The organism is Pseudomonas sp. HP_08, assembly GCF_055284095.1.
In genome coordinates, this window is record NZ_JBTOQC010000054.1 from 150743 (window position 1) to 169127 (window position 18385).

The window sequence follows — 18385 nt, forward strand, 5'->3', positions numbered from 1 at the left end:
GCGATGCTAGCTGACCCGGCCATTTGCGGCCAGTCTGCAAGCGGTTATTACATCGCCATCAGATTTCCGGAACTGTCACGGATATCAAGGACTCTGAGCCTGTGCATGCCAGCTGCACATTTTTTGCACTGCCGCTAATACGAGGTTTTGCCGTATGCCTGAATCCACCGTTTCCCAGATCGATATCCGTCAGCTTGATAGCGGTTACTCGCGCGAGACCCGCAATCTGCTGTTTCAGGTCTACCGCAACGACCCGAACTTTGCCTATGTCTTCAACAACAAGCGCGCCGGCTATGAACAGCGGGTCAAGGCCACTGTCAACGCGCTGGTCAAGCAGCATTTCCTGCAAGACCTGCCGGCGCTGGGGCTGTTTGTCGAAGACCGTCTGGCGGGAGTTGCACTGATTGCACCACCGCAACGCCGCCTGGGCATCACCGAAAGCTGGGCCTGGCGCTTGCGCATGGTGCTCAGTACCGGACTGAGCTGCACCCAGCGTTATCTGGACTACTACAACGCCGTGCTGGCTTGCCTGCCTTCGCAAGCGGTGCACGTGCTGCCGTTGGTAGGGCTCGATCCGGCCTATCAGGGCCAGCGCATGGGCCAGCAATTGAGTGAGAAATTGTTGCAGACCCTGCATGAATGGTGCGCGGTGGACGAACATTCGCGAGGCGTAGTCCTCGACACCGGAAATCCCCGCTATCTTGAGTTCTATAAACAGCAGGGCTACGAAGAGATCGGTGAAGTAACGGTTGGCCCGATTCGTGAGCACGTGTTCTTTCATCCCAGCCCGCGGGCTGTGACTCACGCCACTACATGACCCAGCATGATATGACCCAGCATGATGAGTGCATGAGTGGTAAAACCCCGGCCTGATGCGCGGCACGCCCTCTCTGGACGGCGCCGCCATTGAGTCGTGTTAGCATTCGGACCCATGAAGCCTTTTAGAATATTCAGCAGTTTGTTTGTCCTGTCATTGAGTACCACGGTGCATGCCGAGGCGCGTTTACAGGTCAATGTCACGCCCGCCAACGCAGCGCTCAAGGAAAACGTCGAAGGTTACATCGGCAGTCTTGGCGAGCGCGATGCGCAGGCCCTGGAGCAGTTCAGTCTCGGTGCGGCGCAACAGGCCCGCACGGCGGCGCAGGCGCTGGGCTATTACCAGGCGCGGATCGACACTGAGGTCAAGGACGGCCAGCAGCCACAATTGATTATCCGTATCGAGCCCGGCGAGCCTGTGCGCCTGCGCAATGTCGTCGTGCGGGTCGAAGGCCCGGCGGCCTCGATGGCCGTGTTCAAGGTGCCCAAAAGCGCCGCACTGCAGCCGGGCCGGCCGCTCAACCATGGTCTTTATGAAGACGCCAAGAAGCTGATCCAGAACCAGGCTTCCCGCTATGGCTTTTTCAGCGGGCGTTTTACCCGCCAGCAGTTATCGGTCGACCCGCAGGGCGGCGTGGCCGACATCGATCTGGTCTACGACAGTGGCCCGCGCTACACCTTGGGCCAGGTGACGTTCAGTGGCGATACGCCGCTCGACCCCGACCTGCTCAAGCGCATGGTGCCGTTCAAGGAAAACACCCCTTACGATTCGCAGCTGATCGCTGACCTCAACCAGGCCATGCAGTCCAGCGGCTACTTCGAGGGCGTGCGCGTCGATGCCACGCCGACCACGGCGGTCGGTCAGGCGATTCCGGTCAACGTCCAGCTCGAAACCCGTAAGCCGCGCACCATGGGCCTGGGGCTGGGCTTTTCGACCGACGTCGGGCCGCGCGGCAAGGCCAACTGGACCCGCCACTGGGCTAACCCGCAAGGCCACAGTTATGGGTTTGAATCCGAGCTGTCGGCGCCCCGGCAGAATATCGGCCTGTGGTACGACATCCCGCTGGATCCGCCGCTGACCGACAAACTGCGTTTTGCCGGCGGCTATCAATACGAAGAAATTGCCGGCACCGACACCCTCAGCAAGCTGCTGACCCTGGGGCCTGAATGGCACAGCAAATTGCCCAGCGGCTGGGAGCGGGTGCTGTCGCTCAAGTGGCAGCGTGAGGAATACCGCCTGGGTGACGACTCGGGGCTGAGCACGCTGTTGATGCCGGGCGTGAGCTATTCGTTCTTGCGCAGCGATAACCGCATCGATCCGCAAAACGGTTATCGCCTGCAATTCGACGCGCAAGTGGCGGCCGAAGGTGCGCTGTCGGACACCAACCTGCTGCGCGGCAGTGCGCTGCTCAAGGGCTTGACCACGATAGGCCGCGGTCACCGCCTGTTGGGGCGGGTGCAGGTCGGCGGCAACTGGACCAATGGCTATTCGTCGATTCCGCCGTCGCTGCGCTTTTTCGCCGGTGGCGATCAAAGCGTGCGCGGCTATGACTACCAGACCCTGTCGCCGACCAACTCCGATGACGACCGCATTGGCGGGCGCTACATGGTCGCTGCCAGTGCCGAATACCAGTATTCGATTGCAGAAAAGTGGCGGCTGGCGACGTTCGTCGATCAGGGCAATGCCTTTAACAGCCTGGACATGCCCAGCCTGAAAACAGGCGTGGGCGTTGGTGTGCGCTGGGTGTCGCCGGTCGGGCCGATCCGCCTCGACCTGGCCCATCCGCTGGACGGCGATGGTGGCGTACGCCTGCACTTTTCCATGGGACCGGAATTATGAATGCCCGCCTCAAGCGTGGTCTGATCATCACCGCGGCCAGCTTGCTGGCCGTTCTTCTATTGATAAGCCTGACCCTGGCGGTTGTGCTGGGGACCCAGCGTGGCAGCCAATGGCTGCTTGATCGTGTGCCGGGCTTGCAGGTCGAACACTTCAGCGGCCATCTTGGCGGCAGTTGGCAAGCCGAACGATTGGTCTGGCAACAGGGCGAGCAGCGGGTGGCCATCGAAGCGCCGCAACTGAGCTGGTCGCCAGCCTGCCTGCTGCGCATGACGCTGTGCATCGAGAAGCTGCACACCGGGCAGGTCAGCCTGCAATTGCCGGCCAGTGAGCCGAGCGAGCCTGCCGGTCCCTTGACCTTGCCGGACCTGAACCTGCCGCTGACCATCGAAGTGCAGGACATCCAGATTGCCAGCCTGCAACTGGACGGCGTCGATCAACTGCAGGACCTGCAACTGGCCGCGCACTGGACGGCCGAAGGGCTGAAGATCGACCGGGTGTATTTGCAGCGCGATGAGTTGCATCTGGAGCTGGCCGGTTTGCTCACGCCCGGTGGCGACTGGCCGCTGAATCTGACCGGCCAGTTGCAACTGCCGGCTCAAGGCGAGCAGAAATGGGCCCTGGCGCTGGATGTTCAGGGTGAACTGCTCAAAACCTTGCAGCTCAAGGCGCAAAGCAGTGGTTATCTTGAGGGGCTGCTGACCGGCGAGTTGCAGCCGCTGGCAGACAACCTGCCGGCGCGTCTGAATCTGCTGGTCGACAGCTTCAAGGCTACGCCCGACCTGCCGGACACCCTGACCCTGAATAAACTCAACCTGGTGGCCGAGGGTGATCTGGCAGCCGGCTATCAATTGCAGGGCAACGCCAGCTTGCCGGCCGAGAAAGGCCCGGTGGCGCTGGTGTTGCGGGGCAAGGTCGATGCCAAGGGGGCCGAGATCGCTGCGCTGGACCTGACCGCCAGCGAAAAACAGCACCTGTCACTCAAGGGCACACTGGGCTGGGCAGAAGGCTTCAAGGCCGATGCCACGCTGGACTGGCTGGATTTCCCCTGGCACCGCCTGTACCCGGAGATTGCCGAGCCTGAGGTGAAGTTGCGCCAGTTCAAAGGGCTGGTGTCGTACACCGATGGCAAGTACCTGGGTAATTTCAATGCCAGGGCTGATGGTCCGGCGGGCGCTTTCACGCTACAGACCCCGTTCAGTGGCGACCTGCAATCGGTGTATCTGCCGCAGCTTGAACTGGTGGCGGGGCAGGGCAAGGCCAGCGGTTACCTGAACCTGAATTTTGCCGACGGCGTTGGCTGGGACACCGACCTGAAACTGAGCGCGCTGAACCCGGCGTTCTGGGTTGCAGAGCTGCCCGGTACGCTGGGCGGCCCGCTGCGCAGCAAAGGCAGTGTCAAGGGCGAGAAGCTCGATCTGCAAGCCGACCTCGACCTGACCGGCCGTTTGCGCGGTCAGCCGGCCGCATTGCAGGCCAAGGCTGCTGGCGACGGGCAGCAATGGAAGCTCGACACGCTGCTGGTGCGGCTGGGCGACAACCGCATTCAAGGCACTGGCAGCCTGGCGCAGCAACTGCGCGGGCAGCTTGATCTGGACCTGCCGCGCCTGGCGCAACTCTGGCCGGGCCTGCAAGGCGTGGTCAAGGGTCGCCTGGAGGCGGCCGGTACGCTGCAAGCGCCGCAAGGTCAACTGAACCTGCAAGGCAATGCTCTGGCTTTTCAGGACAATCGCCTGCAACGCCTGAGCCTGACCGGCAAGCTCGATCAGGCCCAGCGCGCGACCTTGAACCTGAAAGGCGACGGCATCCAGACCGGCGACACCCAGTTGGGTACGTTGTTGGTCGACGGGCAAGGCACGCTCAAGGCCCAACAGCTCAAGCTCGATTTGCAAGGCCCGTTGCTGAAGCTGGCGCTGGCACTGGATGGCGGTGTCGATAAAGACAACTGGCGCGGCCGGCTGGTCAGTGGCGACGTGCAGAGTGGCGGCCAGCGCTGGCGCTTGCAGGCGCCGGCACGCCTTGAGCGCCTGGCCAACGGCACAATCAATTTCGGCGCCCATTGCTTTGTGTCTGGCGGCTCCAGCCTGTGCGGTGAAAACCAGCGGCTGATGCCTGACCCGCGTCTGCGCTATCACCTGAAAAACTTCCCGCTCGACAGCCTGGCGCAATGGATGCCCAAGGATTTCGCCTGGAAAGGCCAGGTCAATGCCGATGTATCGCTCGATGTGCCGGCCGCCGGGCCCAGCGGCCAGATCAGCGTCGATGCCGGTGGCGGTACGTTGCGTATCCGCGACAAGCAGCAGTGGCTGGACTTTCCCTATAGCACGCTCAAGCTGACCAGCAGCCTGACGCCCAAGCGCATCGACTCGCGTCTGGAGTTCGACGGCAACCGCCTGGGTCGCCTGCTGCTCAATGCACGCATTGATCCGGTGGCGCGCGACAAACCGGTCACCGGCGACTTTACCTTGAGTGCCGTGGACATCTCGGTGGCGCGGCCGTTTGCGCCGATGGTCGAGACCCTTAATGGGCGCCTCAATGGCAGCGGGCGTATTTCCGGTAGCCTGCTGGCGCCGCAGGTCAACGGTAATCTGACCCTGTCGGGCGGTGAAGTGTCGGGGCCGGAACTGCCCATGCAATTGCAGGATTTGCGCCTGACCGCGCAAATTGCTGGCGAAAGCGTGCAACTGGACGGCGGCTGGAAAAGCGGCGCGACCGGGGTCGGCACCATTGGTGGGCAAGTGGCCTGGGGTAACGCGCTGGCGGTGGATATCCGCATCAAAGGCTCGCGTTTGCCAATTATCGTCGAGCCGTATGCGGAGCTTGAAGCCGCGCCGGACCTGGCGATTGCCATGCAGGGCGACCAGCTGAAAATCTCCGGCAACGTGCTGGTACCCAAGGGCAAGATCACCGTGCGCGAGCTGCCGCCTTCAACGGTCAAGGTGTCCGATGACACGGTGATCGTCGGTCAGCAGACCGAAGAGGGCAAGCCGCCAATGGCCATGGCCATGGACATCAATGTGCTGGTAGGCCAGGAGCAGCTGGCGTTTGCAGGGTTTGGCCTGACCGCCAACCTGGCCGGGCGGGTGCACATCGGTGACAACATGGACACCCGCGGCGAACTGAACCTCAACGACGGTCGCTACCGCGCCTATGGCCAGCGCCTGACCATACGCAAGGCGCGCTTGCTGTTTACCGGGCCGATCGACCAGCCGTATCTGGACATTGAAGCGATTCGCCAGGTCGACGAGGTGGTCGCGGGGATCCGCCTGACCGGCAGCGCCGATCAGCCGACCACCGAGGTGTTCTCCGAGCCGGCCATGAGTCAGGAGCAGGCATTGTCGTATCTGGTCATGGGGCGCCCGTTGGGCACCAACAGCGAAGACAACAATATGGTCGCCCAGGCCGCATTGGCCTTGGGTGTGGCGGGCAGTTCCGGGGCCACCGGCAAGCTGGCCAGCAACCTGGGCATCAAGGACTTCGAGCTGGACACCGCAGGTTCCGGTGACAAGACCAGCGTGGTAGCCAGTGGCAAAATCACCGAAAAGCTCAGCCTGCGCTATGGCGTCGGCGTGTTTGAGCCGGCCAATACCATCGCCCTGCGTTACATGCTCAGCAAGCGGGTGTATCTGGAAGCGGCCAGTGGCCTGGCCAGTTCGCTGGACATCTTCTACAAGAGGGACTTCTGACCGGCGGAGCTTGACGAGGGGTGAAAAGAGAAAGAACGGGCAGTCATTCGCGCTATATCGCGAAGCATTTTCATGCTTAACTGCCGGTTCTTTTTCTCCTCAAAAGGACTTCGCTTCATGGCTCAAGTAACCCTCAAAGGCAACCCGGTCAGCATTCAGGGCGAACTCCCGGCAGTCGGCAGCGCAGCTCCAGCCTTTACCCTGGTTGGCGCAGGCCTTGCCAATGTGTCCCTGACTGACTTTGCCGGTCAGCGCAAGGTGCTGAACATCTTCCCGAGCGTCGACACCCCAACCTGCGCCACCTCCGTGCGCACCTTCAATGCCCAGGCCAACAAAATCGCCAACACCGTCGTGCTGTGCGTTTCGGCTGACCTGCCGTTCGCCCAGGCGCGTTTCTGCGGTGCCGAAGGCCTGGAAAACGTCAAGAACCTGTCAACCTTCCGCAGCGCCGATTTCGCCAGCCAGTACGGTGTGGCCATCGCTGACGGCCCGCTGACCGGCCTGACCACCCGCGCCGTTGTGGTGCTGGACGAAAACGACAAAGTGCTGCACAGCGAGCTGGTGACCGAGATTGGTCAAGAACCTAATTATGAAGCCGCGCTGTCCGTTCTGAAGTAAGACCCCGCGTCCCTGAACGGCCTGTATTGTTCAGGCCGTTTTCGCTTGTGCCTCAAAAGCTTAACGAAGGTAAGCGCTTGGTAAAGGCGCTTTGCTTGTAACCCGTCTGTGCTTATTGTTCAGCCTCCGAACAAGCCCCACCTGCAATGGTTGATTTATTCATGCAATCGTCTGGTCCTCGTAACTCTCGTCGCTGGTTGATAAGTCTGCTGATCCTGTTGGCGATCATTGGCCTGTGCTGGTGGTTCTGGCCTGCCTCGACCGCGCAGAATACGGCGCAGGCCGGACGCCCCGGTGCGGCAGGCGGACCCGGTGCCGGCGCTCCCGGCCGTGGCGCCTCGCGCCCGGGCTTCGGCGCCTCGACCCAGGCGGTGCCGGTGCGTGTAGCGCCTGCCACCCAGGCGGACTTCCCCATCTATTACAAGGCGCTGGGCACCGTCACGGCGACCAACACCATCAATGTGCGCAGCCGGGTGGCGGGCGAGCTGGTCAAGATCCACTTCCAGGAAGGCCAGATGGTCAAGGCCGGCGACCTGCTGGCCGAGATCGACCCACGCACTTACCAGATTGCCCTGCAACAGGCTGAAGGCACGCTGGCGACCAATCAGGCATTGCTGAAAAATGCCCAGATCGACGTGCAGCGTTACCGCGGTCTGTTTGCCGAAGACAGCATCGCCAAGCAGACGCTGGACACCGCAGAGTCCCTGGTCAATCAGTACCAGGGCACGATCAAGACCAATCAGGCGGCCGTCAACGAGGCGCGCCTGAACCTGGACTTTACCCGCATCCGTGCGCCCATCGCCGGGCGAGTGGGCCTCAAGCAACTGGACATGGGCAACCTGGTGGCCGCCAATGACACCACCGCGCTGGTAGTGATCACCCAGACCCAGCCGATCTCGGTGAGCTTCACCTTGCCGGAAACCGAACTGCCACCGGTGATCAGCCGTTATCGCAGTGGCGATCAATTGCCGGTCGAAGCCTGGGATCGTGGCGACAAGAAGCAGCAGGCCACCGGCGTACTGGCGAGCCTCGACAACCAGATCGATGCCACCACCGGCACGCTGAAATTCAAGGCGCGTTTCGACAACCGCGACGAAGCCCTGCTGCCCAACCAGTTCGTCAACGTGCGCCTGCTGGCCAACACCCTCAAGCAGGCCGTGCTGGTGCCGACCGCCGCCATTCAGTTCGGCACCCAGGGCACCTTTGTCTATGCGCTGGACGGTGACAACAAGGTCAAGATCAGCAAGCTCAAGACCGGGCCTGGCAACGAGCAAGTCACCGTGGTGACCGAAGGCCTGGCCGCCGGCACCCAGGTTGTGCTTGAAGGCACCGACCGCCTGCGCGATGGCAGCGCCGTCGAAGTGGTCAGCGACAGCAAGGATGTGCCTGTAACGCCCGGTCAGAAATTGCAGGGCCAGCCAGCCAAGGGGCCTGACAGTTCGGCCGCCGCGAGCACCGCAGGCAAGACTCAAGCATGAATATGTCGCGTCTGTTCATCCTGCGCCCGGTCGCCACCACGCTGAGCATGCTCGCTCTGGTGCTGGCAGGCCTGATTGCCTACACCTTGCTGCCGGTTTCGGCGTTGCCGCAGGTGGATTACCCGACCATTCGGGTCATCACCCTGTACCCCGGCGCCAGCCCGCAAGTGATGACCAGCGCGGTAACCGCGCCTCTGGAGCGGCAATTCGGGCAGATGCCCGGGCTGACCCAGATGGCATCGACCAGTTCCGGTGGCGCCTCGGTGGTCACCTTGCGCTTCAGCCTGGACCTGGGCATGGATGTGGCCGAGCAGGAAGTACAGGCTGCGATCAATGCCGCCACCAACCTGCTGCCGACCGATTTGCCGGCGCCGCCGGTGTACAACAAGGTCAACCCGGCCGATACGCCGGTGCTGACCCTGGCAATCACCTCCAAAGTCATGCCGCTGCCGCAACTCAATGAGCTGGTCGACACGCGCATGGCGCAGAAGATCTCCCAGGTCAGCGGCGTCGGCATGGTCAGCATCGCCGGCGGTCAGCGCCAGGCGGTACGGATCAAGGTCAACCCGCAGGCGCTGGCGGCCAACAGCCTGAACCTGAGCGATGTGCGCAGCCTGATCAGCGCCTCCAACGTCAACCAGCCCAAAGGCAACTTCGACGGTCCGATCCGCACCTCGATGCTCGATGCCAACGACCAGCTCAAGTCGGCCGATGAATACGCCAACCTGATCCTGGCGTACAGCAACGGCGCACCGTTGCGCCTCAAGGACGTTGCGCAGATCACCGACGGTGCCGAAAACGATCGTCTCGCGGCCTGGGCCAACCAGAATCAGGCAGTACTGCTCAATATTCAGCGCCAGCCGGGTGCCAACGTCATTCAGGTGGTCGATGACATCAAGGCCATGTTGCCGAGCGTCACCGACAACCTGCCTGCCGGGCTGGATGTGATCGTGCTGACCGACCGCACGCAGACCATCCGTGCGGCGGTCACCGATGTGCAGCATGAGCTGGTGTTCGCCGTCATGCTGGTGGTGCTGGTCACCTTCGTATTCCTGCGCCGTATCAGCGCCACGATCATTCCGTCGATTGCCGTGCCGTTGTCGTTGATCGGCACCTTCGGGGTGATGTACCTGGCCGGTTTTTCGATCAACAACCTGACCTTGATGGCCCTGACCATCGCCACCGGTTTTGTGGTGGACGATGCGATTGTCATGCTGGAGAACATTTCCCGGCACATCGAGGAGGGCGCCACGCCGCTGCAGGCCGCCCTCAAAGGGGCGAAGCAGATCGGTTTCACCCTGATCTCGCTGACGCTTTCGTTGATTGCCGTATTGATTCCGCTGCTGTTCATGGCCGATGTGGTCGGCCGGCTGTTCCGCGAATTCGCCATTACCCTGGCCGTGGCAATCCTGATTTCCCTTGTGGTGTCGCTGACCCTGACGCCGATGATGTGCGCACGCCTGCTCAAGCGCGAACCCAAAGAAGAAGAGCAGGGCAGGTTCTACCGTGCCAGTGGCGCCTGGATCGACTGGCTGATCGAGGTGTATGCCGGCAAGCTGAAATGGGTATTGAAGCATCAGGCACTGACCCTGCTGGTGGCCATCGGCACCATGGCGCTGACCGTGGTGCTGTACATGGCCGTGCCGAAAGGCTTCTTCCCGGTGCAGGACACCGGGGTGATCCAGGGCATCAGCGAGGCGCCGCAGTCGGTGTCGTTTACCTCCATGAGCGAGCGTCAGCAAGCGCTGGCCGCGATCATTCTTCAGGATCCGGCGGTCGAAAGCCTGTCGTCCTACATTGGCGTGGACGGCGATAACGCGACCCTTAACAGCGGGCGCATGCTGATCAACCTCAAGTCGCACAAACTGCGTGACCTGACCGCCAGCCAGGTGATCCAGCGCCTGCAGCCGCAACTGGACCAACTGGCCGATATCCGCCTGTACTTGCAACCGGTGCAGGACCTGACCATCGAAGACCGCGTCAGCCGTACCCAGTACCAGTTCAGCCTGTCGTCGCCCGACGCCGATCTGCTCGGCGAGTGGAGCGAGCGCTTGCAGACGGCCTTGCAGCAACGCCCGGAACTCACCGATGTCGCCAGCGACCTGCAAGACAAGGGCCTGCAGGTGTACCTGGCCATCGACCGCGATGCTGCCAGCCGGCTGGGCGTCAGCGTTTCTGCAATCACCGATGCGCTTTACGACGCCTTTGGCCAGCGGCAGATTTCCACAATCTATACCCAGGCCAGTCAGTACCGGGTGGTGTTGCAATCGGCGTATGCCAATGAGCTGGGCCCGGCGGCGCTGGAGCAGATTCACGTCAAGACCAGCGATGACACGCAGGTCAAGCTGTCGAGCCTGGCGCGCATCGAGCAGCGTCAGGCGCAACTGGCAATCAGTCACCTCGGCCAGTTCCCGGCGGTGATGATGTCGTTCAACCTGGCGCCGGATGTGTCATTGGGTGCCGCGGTCGAAATCATCGAACAGGTGCAGAAAGACATCGGCATGCCGCTGGGCGTGCAGACCCGCTTCCAGGGCGCAGCCGAAGCCTTCCAGGCCTCGTTGTCCAGCACACTGCTGCTGGTGCTCGCCGCCGTGGTGACCATGTACATCGTGCTGGGCGTGCTCTACGAGAGCTACATTCACCCGATCACCATTCTCTCGACCTTGCCGTCCGCCGCCGTCGGCGCCTTGCTGGCATTGCTGCTGACCGGCAACGACCTGGGCATGATCGCCATTATCGGCATCATCCTGCTGATCGGCATCGTCAAGAAAAACGCCATCATGATGATCGACTTCGCCCTGGAGGCCGAGCGCAACCGTGGCATCGATCCGCACACGGCTATTTATGAAGCGGCTTTGCTGCGCTTCCGGCCGATCCTGATGACCACCCTGGCTGCATTGTTCGGTGCCGTGCCGCTGATGCTTGCAACGGGCTCCGGTGCCGAGCTGCGCCAGCCGCTGGGCCTGGTGATGGTGGGCGGGCTGTTGGTCAGCCAGGTGCTGACGCTGTTTACCACGCCGGTGATCTACCTGTACTTCGACCGGTTGGGACGGCGCTGGGGCCGCAAGCCTGAAACCACGCACACTGCACCACAGGTCGACGCATGAACCTGTCGGCACCTTTTATCAGTCGTCCGGTCGCCACCATGCTGCTCAGCATCGCGATCATGTTGCTGGGCGCGTTCAGCTTTCGCCTGCTGCCGGTGGCACCGTTGCCGAATATGGACTTTCCGGTGATCACCATCACCGCCAGCCTGGCCGGTGCCAGCCCGGAGATCATGGCCTCCAGCGTCGCCACGCCGCTGGAGCGCTCACTGGGGGTTATTGCTGGCGTGACCACGATGACCAGCAGTTCCAGTCAGGGCTCGACACGGGTCAACCTGGTGTTCGAGCAGGGTCGCGACATCAATGCCGCTGCCCGCGAAGTGCAGGCGGCCATCAACGCTGCGCGTAATTTGTTGCCCAGCGGCATGCGCAGCATGCCGACCTACAAGAAGGTCAATCCGTCGCAAATGCCGATCATGGTGCTGGCGCTGACCTCCGATGTCTTGAGCAAAGGCCAGCTCTACGACCTGGCGTCGACCATCCTCTCGCAAAGCCTGGCGCAGGTGCAGGGCGTGGGCGAGGTGCAGATCGGCGGCAGTTCGTTGCCGGCGGTGCGTATCGAACTGGAGCCGCACCTGCTGGAGCAATACGGCGTGTCGCTGGACGAAGTGCGCACCACCATCAGCAACGGCAACGTGCGCCGGCCCAAGGGCTTTGTCGAAACCGACCAGTTCAACTGGCAGATACAAGCCAACGATCAACTCGAAAAAGCCAAGGACTACGCGCCGCTGATCATCCGCTACCAGAATGGCGCTGCCTTGCGCCTCAGCGATGTGGCCAAGGTCAGCGATGCGGTGGAGAACCGCTACAACAGCGGTTTCTACAATGATCGCTCGGCGGTGCTGCTGGTCATCAACCGCCAGCCGGGCGCCAACATCATCCAGACCGTGCAGGACATCAAGGACCAGTTACCGGCCCTGCGTGCGGTGTTGCCGGCCAGCGTCAGCCTGGATGTCGGTCAGGACCGTTCGCCGGTGATCAAGGCCACGCTGCACGAGGCCGAGCTGACCCTGCTGATCGCCGTGGTGCTGGTGATCATGGTGGTGTTCCTGTTTCTGGGTAACCTGCGCGCCTCGCTGATTCCGACCCTGGCGGTGCCAGTGTCGTTGATCGGTACCTTCGCGGTGATGCACCTGTGCGGGTTTTCGTTGAACAACCTGTCGCTGATGGCACTGATCCTCGCCACGGGGCTGGTGGTCGACGATGCCATTGTGGTGCTGGAGAACATTACCCGGCACATCGATGAGGGCAAGTCGCCGATGCAGGCGGCTTACATCGGCGCCAAGGAAGTGGGCTTCACGCTGCTGTCGATGAACGTGTCGCTGGTCGCGGTGTTTATTTCCATTCTGTTCATGGGCGGGCTGGTGGAAAACCTGTTCCGCGAGTTTTCGATCACCCTGTCGGTGGCGATCCTGGTGTCGCTGGTGGTCTCGCTGACCCTGACGCCGATGCTCTGCGGACGCTGGCTCAAGCCGCAGGCCGAGCATGAGCGCAACGCCATGCAGCGCTGGAGCGACCGCATCAACGAGCGCATGGTCGCCGGCTACGATCGCAGCCTGGGCTGGGTGTTGCGCCATCCGCGCCTGACCCTGGTCAGCCTGTTGGTCACCATCGCGGTCAATATCGCCTTGTACGTGATGGTGCCCAAGACCTTCCTGCCGCAGCAGGACACCGGGCAGATCATGGGTTTCATTCGTGGTGATGACGGCCTGTCGTTCACGGTCATGCAGCCGAAGATGGAAGTCTTTCGCCGCTCGATGCTGGCCGACCCTGCCGTGCAAAGCGTGGCGGGCTTTATCGGCGGCAGCGGCGGCACCAACAATGCGTTCATGATCGTGCGCCTCAAGCCGCTCAGCGAGCGCAAGCTGTCTGCTGAAAAAATTGTCGAGCGGTTGCGCAAGAACCTGCCGCAGATTCCGGGTGGCCGGCTGTTCCTGCAGGCCGATCAGGACATCCAGCTTGGTGGCGTGCGCGATCAGGCCAGTTCGCAGTATCAATACGTGCTGCAAAGCGGCGATCTGGCCGGGCTGCGCGAGTGGTATCCCAAGGTAGTGGCGGCCTTTCGCAGCCTGCCGCAACTGACCGCCATCGATGCCCGCGAAGGACGCGGCGCGCCGCAGATCACCCTGATTGTCGACCGCGACCGGGCCAAGAGCCTGGGCATCGATATGCAGATGGTCACCGCCGTGCTGAACAACGCCTATAGCCAGCGTCAGGTGTCGACCATTTATGACGCCCTGAACCAGTACAAGGTGGTCATGGAGGTCAATACCAAGTACTCCCAGGACCCGAGCACCCTCGACCAGATCAAAGTGATCACCGCCAATGGCGACCGGGTGCCGCTGTCGACCATCGCCCATTATGAAAACAGCCTGGAAGATGACCGGGTGTCGCACGAGGGGCTGTTCGCTTCGGAGAATATCTCCTTCGACCTGGCCGAGGGCGTGACCCTGGATCAGGCCTCGGCGGCCATCGAGCGTGCGGTGGCGACAGTGGGCCTGCCGACCGAGATCATTTCAAAGATGGCCGGTACCGGCGATGCCTTTGCCGCCACCCAAAAAAGCCAGCCGTGGATGATTCTTGGTGCGCTGGTGCTGGTCTATCTGGTGTTGGGCATCTTGTACGAAAGCTATATCCACCCGTTGACCATTCTTTCGACCTTGCCATCGGCCGGCGTCGGGGCCTTGTTGAGCATCTTTGCCGTCGGCTCGGCCTTCAGCCTGATTTCCTTGCTGGGCCTGTTTTTGCTGATCGGCATCGTCAAGAAAAACGCCATCATGATGATCGACCTGGCGCTGCAACTGGAGCGGGAGCAGGGCATGAGCCCGCAGGAATCGATCCGCCGCGCGTGCCTGCAACGCCTGCGGCCGATTCTGATGACCACCATTGCCGCGATCCTTGGCGCCTTGCCGTTGCTGCTGGGCACCGCCGAAGGTTCGGAAATGCGCCAGCCGCTGGGCCTGACGATCATCGGCGGGCTGGTGTTCAGCCAGATTCTGACCCTTTACACCACCCCGGTGGTCTACCTCTACCTGGACAACCTGCGCCACCGTTTCAACCGCTGGCGTGGCGTGCGTACCGATGCTGCCCTGGAAACTCCGCTATGACCCATCGCCCGGCCACTTCCTCCACGCCACGCTGGCTGTTGCGCCCGTTAGCAGCAGGCCTGTGCGTCCTGCTGCTCGGTGCCTGTACGGTCGGGCCTGATTACCAGAAGCCGACATTCGACACCACCGCGCAGTTCAAGGCCGCTCAAGGCTGGCGCCAGGCCAACCCCAGCGATGCCTTGGCCCGCGGTGCCTGGTGGCAGATCTATCAGGATGCGCAACTCAATCAGCTTGTCGAACGGCTCAACAGCTCGAACCAGACGGTCGCGCAGTACGAGGCGCAGTACCGTCAGGCCCAGGCCCTGGTGCGCAGCTCCCGCGCTTCGCTGTTTCCAACCCTGGACCTGACCACCGGCAAGACCCGTTCGGCGCAAGGCACCGGCAGCAGCAGTTCGAGCCTGTCGAGCAGTAACAGCGGCATTCGCGATACGTACAACGCCCAATTGGGCGTGAGCTGGGAAGCCGACGTGTGGGGCAAGCTGCGCCGTGGGGTCGAGGCCGACAGCGCCAGCGCCGACGCCAGCCAGGCGGACCTGGCGGCCATGCGCCTGAGCCTGCAATCGGAGCTGGTGCAGAATTACCTGCAGCTGCGCGTCATCGACGAGCAAAAGCGCCTGCTCGAAGCCACCGTCAAGGCGTATGAGCGCTCCCTCAAGCTGACCCAGAACCAGTACCGTGCCGGCATTATTGGCCGCGAATCGGTGGCCCAGGCCCAGACCCAGCTTAAAAGCACCGAGGCTGATCTGATCGACCTGGCCTGGCAGCGCGCCCAGTACGAGAACGCGATTGCCGTGCTGATGGGCCTGTCGCCGGCAGAATTCAACCTGCAAGCCAGCACCGACATTCCGCAACTGCCGGCCATTCCGGTGGGCGTGCCGTCGACCCTGCTGGAGCGTCGCCCGGACATCGCCGCCGCCGAGCGTTCGGTCATGGCCGCCAACGCCAATATCGGGGTGGCCAAGGCCGCATTCTTTCCTGATCTGACCCTGAGCCTCAGCGGTGGCTACAGCAGCAGTGCGTTTTCCAGCTGGATCACCACCCCCAACCGTTTCTGGTCGGTCGGACCGCAACTGGCCCTGACCCTGTTCGATGCCGGCAAGCGTTCGGCCGAGGTCGATCGGGTCGAGGCGGTTTACGACCAGACCGTGGCCCAGTACCGGCAGACGGTGCTCAATGGCTTCCAGGAAGTGGAAAACTACATGGTCCAGCTCGAAGTCTACGAGCGCGAAGCCGCCGTACGCGATGAAGCCCTGGCCGCAGCGCGTGAGTCGATGCGCCTGACCGAGAACCAGTTCAAGGCCGGGCTGATCGACTACCTGGATGTGGTCAACGTGCAGGCCACCGCGCTGAGCAACGAACGCAGCGTGCTGAATGTGCTGCAAAGCCGGCTGGTCGCCAGCGTGCAACTGGTCGCGGCGCTGGGCGGTGGCTGGCAGGGCATAGAGGTGGCGAAGGACGAATAGCCGGTGCCTGCACAGGAATATTTATGGCTAACTGCCATATTTCTTCCGTGCGGCAGCACCAATTGCTCTGGATGAGAGTAGAATCCGCCCAATATGATTGGCATGGATGCGTTCACCGGTCCACGTCCTGAGGCATTCCAAGTTGATTGGCAGCTACATTCCTTCGCTGGTCATCATCTCCATTCTTGTCGCAATCCTGGCGTCCTATACCGCTCTGGACCTGGGTGGACGAGTCTCGTCCGCAAAAGGGCGCAGCGTCTATCTATGGATCGGCGGCGGCGCCCTCGCCATGGGCATCGGCATCTGGTCGATGCATTTCATCGGCATGCTGGCCTTCGTCCTGCCCATCAACCTGGGCTACGACCTGTTGATGACCGTTTGTTCATTGCTGATTGCCATGCTGTCTTCAGGGTTTGCCCTGTGGGTGGTCAGCCAGCCAGAGTTGCCGCCGCGCCAACTGGCGTTGGGCGCCTTGCTGATGGGGACGGGCATCAGTTGCATGCACTATCTGGGCATGGCGGCACTGCGCATGCAGCCGGGCATCGATTACGATCCGGGATTGTTCGGCCTTTCTTTGCTGATCGCGGTGGGCGCCTCGGCTGCTGCATTGTGGATCGCCTTTCACCTGCGTCAGAACACCCCGCATATCTTTCTGGCGCGCTGTGCAGCGGCGGTGGTCATGGGCTTCGCCATTGTCGGCATGCATTACACCGGCATGGCCGCTGCCAGTTTTGCAGGCGGCAGTTTCTGCGGCGCCTATGCCAGCGGCCTGCAGACGGACGGGCTGGACAAGTTGGTGCTGGTCACCACCCTGGCGGTGCTGACCATCGCGCTGCTGACCTCGATTCTCGATGCGCGCCTGGAAGCCCGAACCGCGATTCTGGCCAACTCCCTGTCCGAGGCCAACCGCGAACTGACTCATTTGGCCCTGCACGATACCCTGACCAGCCTGCCGAACCGGGTGCTGCTCTCGGACCGTATCGACCAGGCGATCAATACGGCGCAAGACAACAGCAGCGCCTTTGCCTTGATGTTCATGGACCTGGACGGTTTCAAACCGGTCAACGATGCCTTCGGCCACCATATTGGCGATCAACTGCTGCGTGATGTCGCGCTGCGCCTGCGCGGCAACCTGCACCGGCACGACACCCTGGCGCGCATCGGCGGCGATGAGTTTGTGCTGTTGATGGAGCTGAACGATGTCGACGAGGCGGTAACGGTGGCCTCGCGGCTGGTCAGTGTCGTGTCCCAGCCGTTTGAAGTGGGCGGCCATATGCTCCAGGTGTCGGTGAGCGTGGGGATCTGCCTGTACCCTGGTAACGGTCAGGACCAGCATGAGCTGTTGATGAACGCCGATGCAGCGATGTACCACGCCAAGGCCAATGGCAAGAATGGCTACAGCTTCTTCGAAGCGTCGATGAACACCGATGCGCGCAACCAGTTGCAATTGCTTCAGGAACTGCGAGTGGCAACCGCGGCCGGGCAGTTCTGTCTGCATTACCAGCCCAAGTTCGATGCCGTCAGTGGCATGGCCGTCGGTGCCGAAGCCTTGCTGCGCTGGAATCATCCGGAACGCGGCCTGTTGTCGCCCGACAAATTCATCGGCCTGGCAGAAAAGACCGGCTTGATCATTCCCATCGGCGAATGGGTGCTCGATGAGGCCTGCCAGCAGATGAGCCAGTGGATCGCGCAGGGTTACGGCCACTGGCGCATGGCGGTGAACCTCTCGGCGTTGCAGTTCTGTCATGCGGGGCTGGTCGATATCGTCCGCGATACCCTGGCGCGCCATGGCTTGCCGCCCAACTGCCTGACCCTGGAAATAACCGAAACCACCGCCATGAGCGATGCCGATGCCAGTATGGCGGTGCTCAACCAGCTCTCGCAGATGGGGGTTGACCTGTCTATCGATGACTTCGGCACCGGCTATTCCAGCCTGATGTACCTCAAGCGCCTGCCGGCCAATGAAATCAAGATCGACCGCGGCTTCGTTCGCGACCTTGAACACGACAGCGATGATGCGGCCATCGTTTCGGCCATCGTTGCCCTGGGCCAGGCCCTGGATTTGCGCATCGTTGCCGAAGGCGTTGAAACCGATGTGCAGCAGAACTTTCTGACCAGCCTGGGCTGCGACTCGCTACAAGGTTATCTGCTCGGCCATCCGCAACCGGCCGAGCGCTTCATGCAGGACATCCATGGCTCCGAGCAGCGTGTACAGGCCAGGAAGACGGCCATCATCGACGATGACGGCCAGCAATTTTCAATCTCCAGTCTTTGAA

General features: G+C 62.1%; 9 protein-coding genes. All 9 read left to right on the top strand.

All coding sequences use genetic code 11. The features are described from left to right. The first annotated feature begins 154 nt into the window (after nucleotides 1-154). The 9 genes from ACYAS9_RS31050 to ACYAS9_RS31090 all read left to right on the top strand — a co-directional run bounded on the left by ACYAS9_RS31050 (nucleotide 155) and on the right by ACYAS9_RS31090 (nucleotide 18384). Nucleotides 155-817: a GNAT family N-acetyltransferase gene (locus tag ACYAS9_RS31050; protein WP_463572337.1), complete on the top strand. Its 663-nt coding sequence runs from the start codon at nucleotides 155-157 to the stop codon at nucleotides 815-817. A gap of 114 nt (nucleotides 818-931) precedes the next feature. After that, nucleotides 932-2656: an autotransporter assembly complex protein TamA gene (locus ACYAS9_RS31055; RefSeq protein ID WP_463572338.1), complete on the top strand. Its 1725-nt coding sequence runs from the start codon at nucleotides 932-934 to the stop codon at nucleotides 2654-2656. Next, nucleotides 2653-6339 (top strand): translocation/assembly module TamB domain-containing protein, encoded by a 3687-nt coding sequence (locus ACYAS9_RS31060; RefSeq protein ID WP_463572339.1) that lies wholly within the window; start codon nucleotides 2653-2655, stop codon nucleotides 6337-6339. The genes ACYAS9_RS31055 and ACYAS9_RS31060 overlap by 4 nt, the downstream gene beginning before the upstream one ends. Before the next feature lie 117 nt (nucleotides 6340-6456). Continuing rightward, a complete protein-coding gene (gene tpx / locus ACYAS9_RS31065; protein ID WP_463572340.1) occupies nucleotides 6457-6957 on the top strand; it encodes a thiol peroxidase in 501 nt (166 codons plus the stop codon). A gap of 146 nt (nucleotides 6958-7103) precedes the next feature. Next, a complete protein-coding gene (locus ACYAS9_RS31070; protein WP_463572341.1) occupies nucleotides 7104-8435 on the top strand; it encodes an MdtA/MuxA family multidrug efflux RND transporter periplasmic adaptor subunit in 1332 nt (443 codons plus the stop codon). Further along, nucleotides 8432-11542 (top strand): MdtB/MuxB family multidrug efflux RND transporter permease subunit, encoded by a 3111-nt coding sequence (locus ACYAS9_RS31075; RefSeq protein ID WP_463572342.1) that lies wholly within the window; start codon nucleotides 8432-8434, stop codon nucleotides 11540-11542. Before ACYAS9_RS31070 ends, ACYAS9_RS31075 begins: the two co-directional genes overlap by 4 nt. After that, nucleotides 11539-14646: an efflux RND transporter permease subunit gene (locus ACYAS9_RS31080; RefSeq protein WP_463572343.1), complete on the top strand. Its 3108-nt coding sequence runs from the start codon at nucleotides 11539-11541 to the stop codon at nucleotides 14644-14646. The genes ACYAS9_RS31075 and ACYAS9_RS31080 overlap by 4 nt, the downstream gene beginning before the upstream one ends. After that, nucleotides 14643-16109 carry an efflux transporter outer membrane subunit gene (locus ACYAS9_RS31085; protein ID WP_463572344.1) on the top strand — a complete coding sequence of 489 codons (1467 nt, stop codon included), beginning with the start codon at nucleotides 14643-14645 and terminating at the stop codon, nucleotides 16107-16109. The genes ACYAS9_RS31080 and ACYAS9_RS31085 overlap by 4 nt, the downstream gene beginning before the upstream one ends. Nucleotides 16110-16251: 142 nt before the next feature. Then, a complete protein-coding gene (locus tag ACYAS9_RS31090) occupies nucleotides 16252-18384 on the top strand; it encodes a putative bifunctional diguanylate cyclase/phosphodiesterase (protein ID WP_463572345.1) in 2133 nt (710 codons plus the stop codon). The last annotated feature ends 1 nt before the right edge of the window (nucleotide 18385 follow it).

What these genes read in the sequence shown, in the direction of transcription:
- ACYAS9_RS31075 (WP_463572342.1), top strand. Translation starts at nt 8,432, where the DNA reads ATGAATATGTCGCGTCTGTTCATCCTGCGCCCGGTCGCCACCACGCTG.
- ACYAS9_RS31060 (WP_463572339.1), top strand. Translation starts at nt 2,653, where the DNA reads ATGAATGCCCGCCTCAAGCGTGGTCTGATCATCACCGCGGCCAGCTTG.
- tpx (WP_463572340.1), top strand. Translation starts at nt 6,457, where the DNA reads ATGGCTCAAGTAACCCTCAAAGGCAACCCGGTCAGCATTCAGGGCGAA.
- ACYAS9_RS31080 (WP_463572343.1), top strand. Translation starts at nt 11,539, where the DNA reads ATGAACCTGTCGGCACCTTTTATCAGTCGTCCGGTCGCCACCATGCTG.
- ACYAS9_RS31085 (WP_463572344.1), top strand. Translation starts at nt 14,643, where the DNA reads ATGACCCATCGCCCGGCCACTTCCTCCACGCCACGCTGGCTGTTGCGC.
- ACYAS9_RS31050 (WP_463572337.1), top strand. Translation starts at nt 155, where the DNA reads ATGCCTGAATCCACCGTTTCCCAGATCGATATCCGTCAGCTTGATAGC.
- ACYAS9_RS31070 (WP_463572341.1), top strand. Translation starts at nt 7,104, where the DNA reads ATGGTTGATTTATTCATGCAATCGTCTGGTCCTCGTAACTCTCGTCGC.
- ACYAS9_RS31055 (WP_463572338.1), top strand. Translation starts at nt 932, where the DNA reads ATGAAGCCTTTTAGAATATTCAGCAGTTTGTTTGTCCTGTCATTGAGT.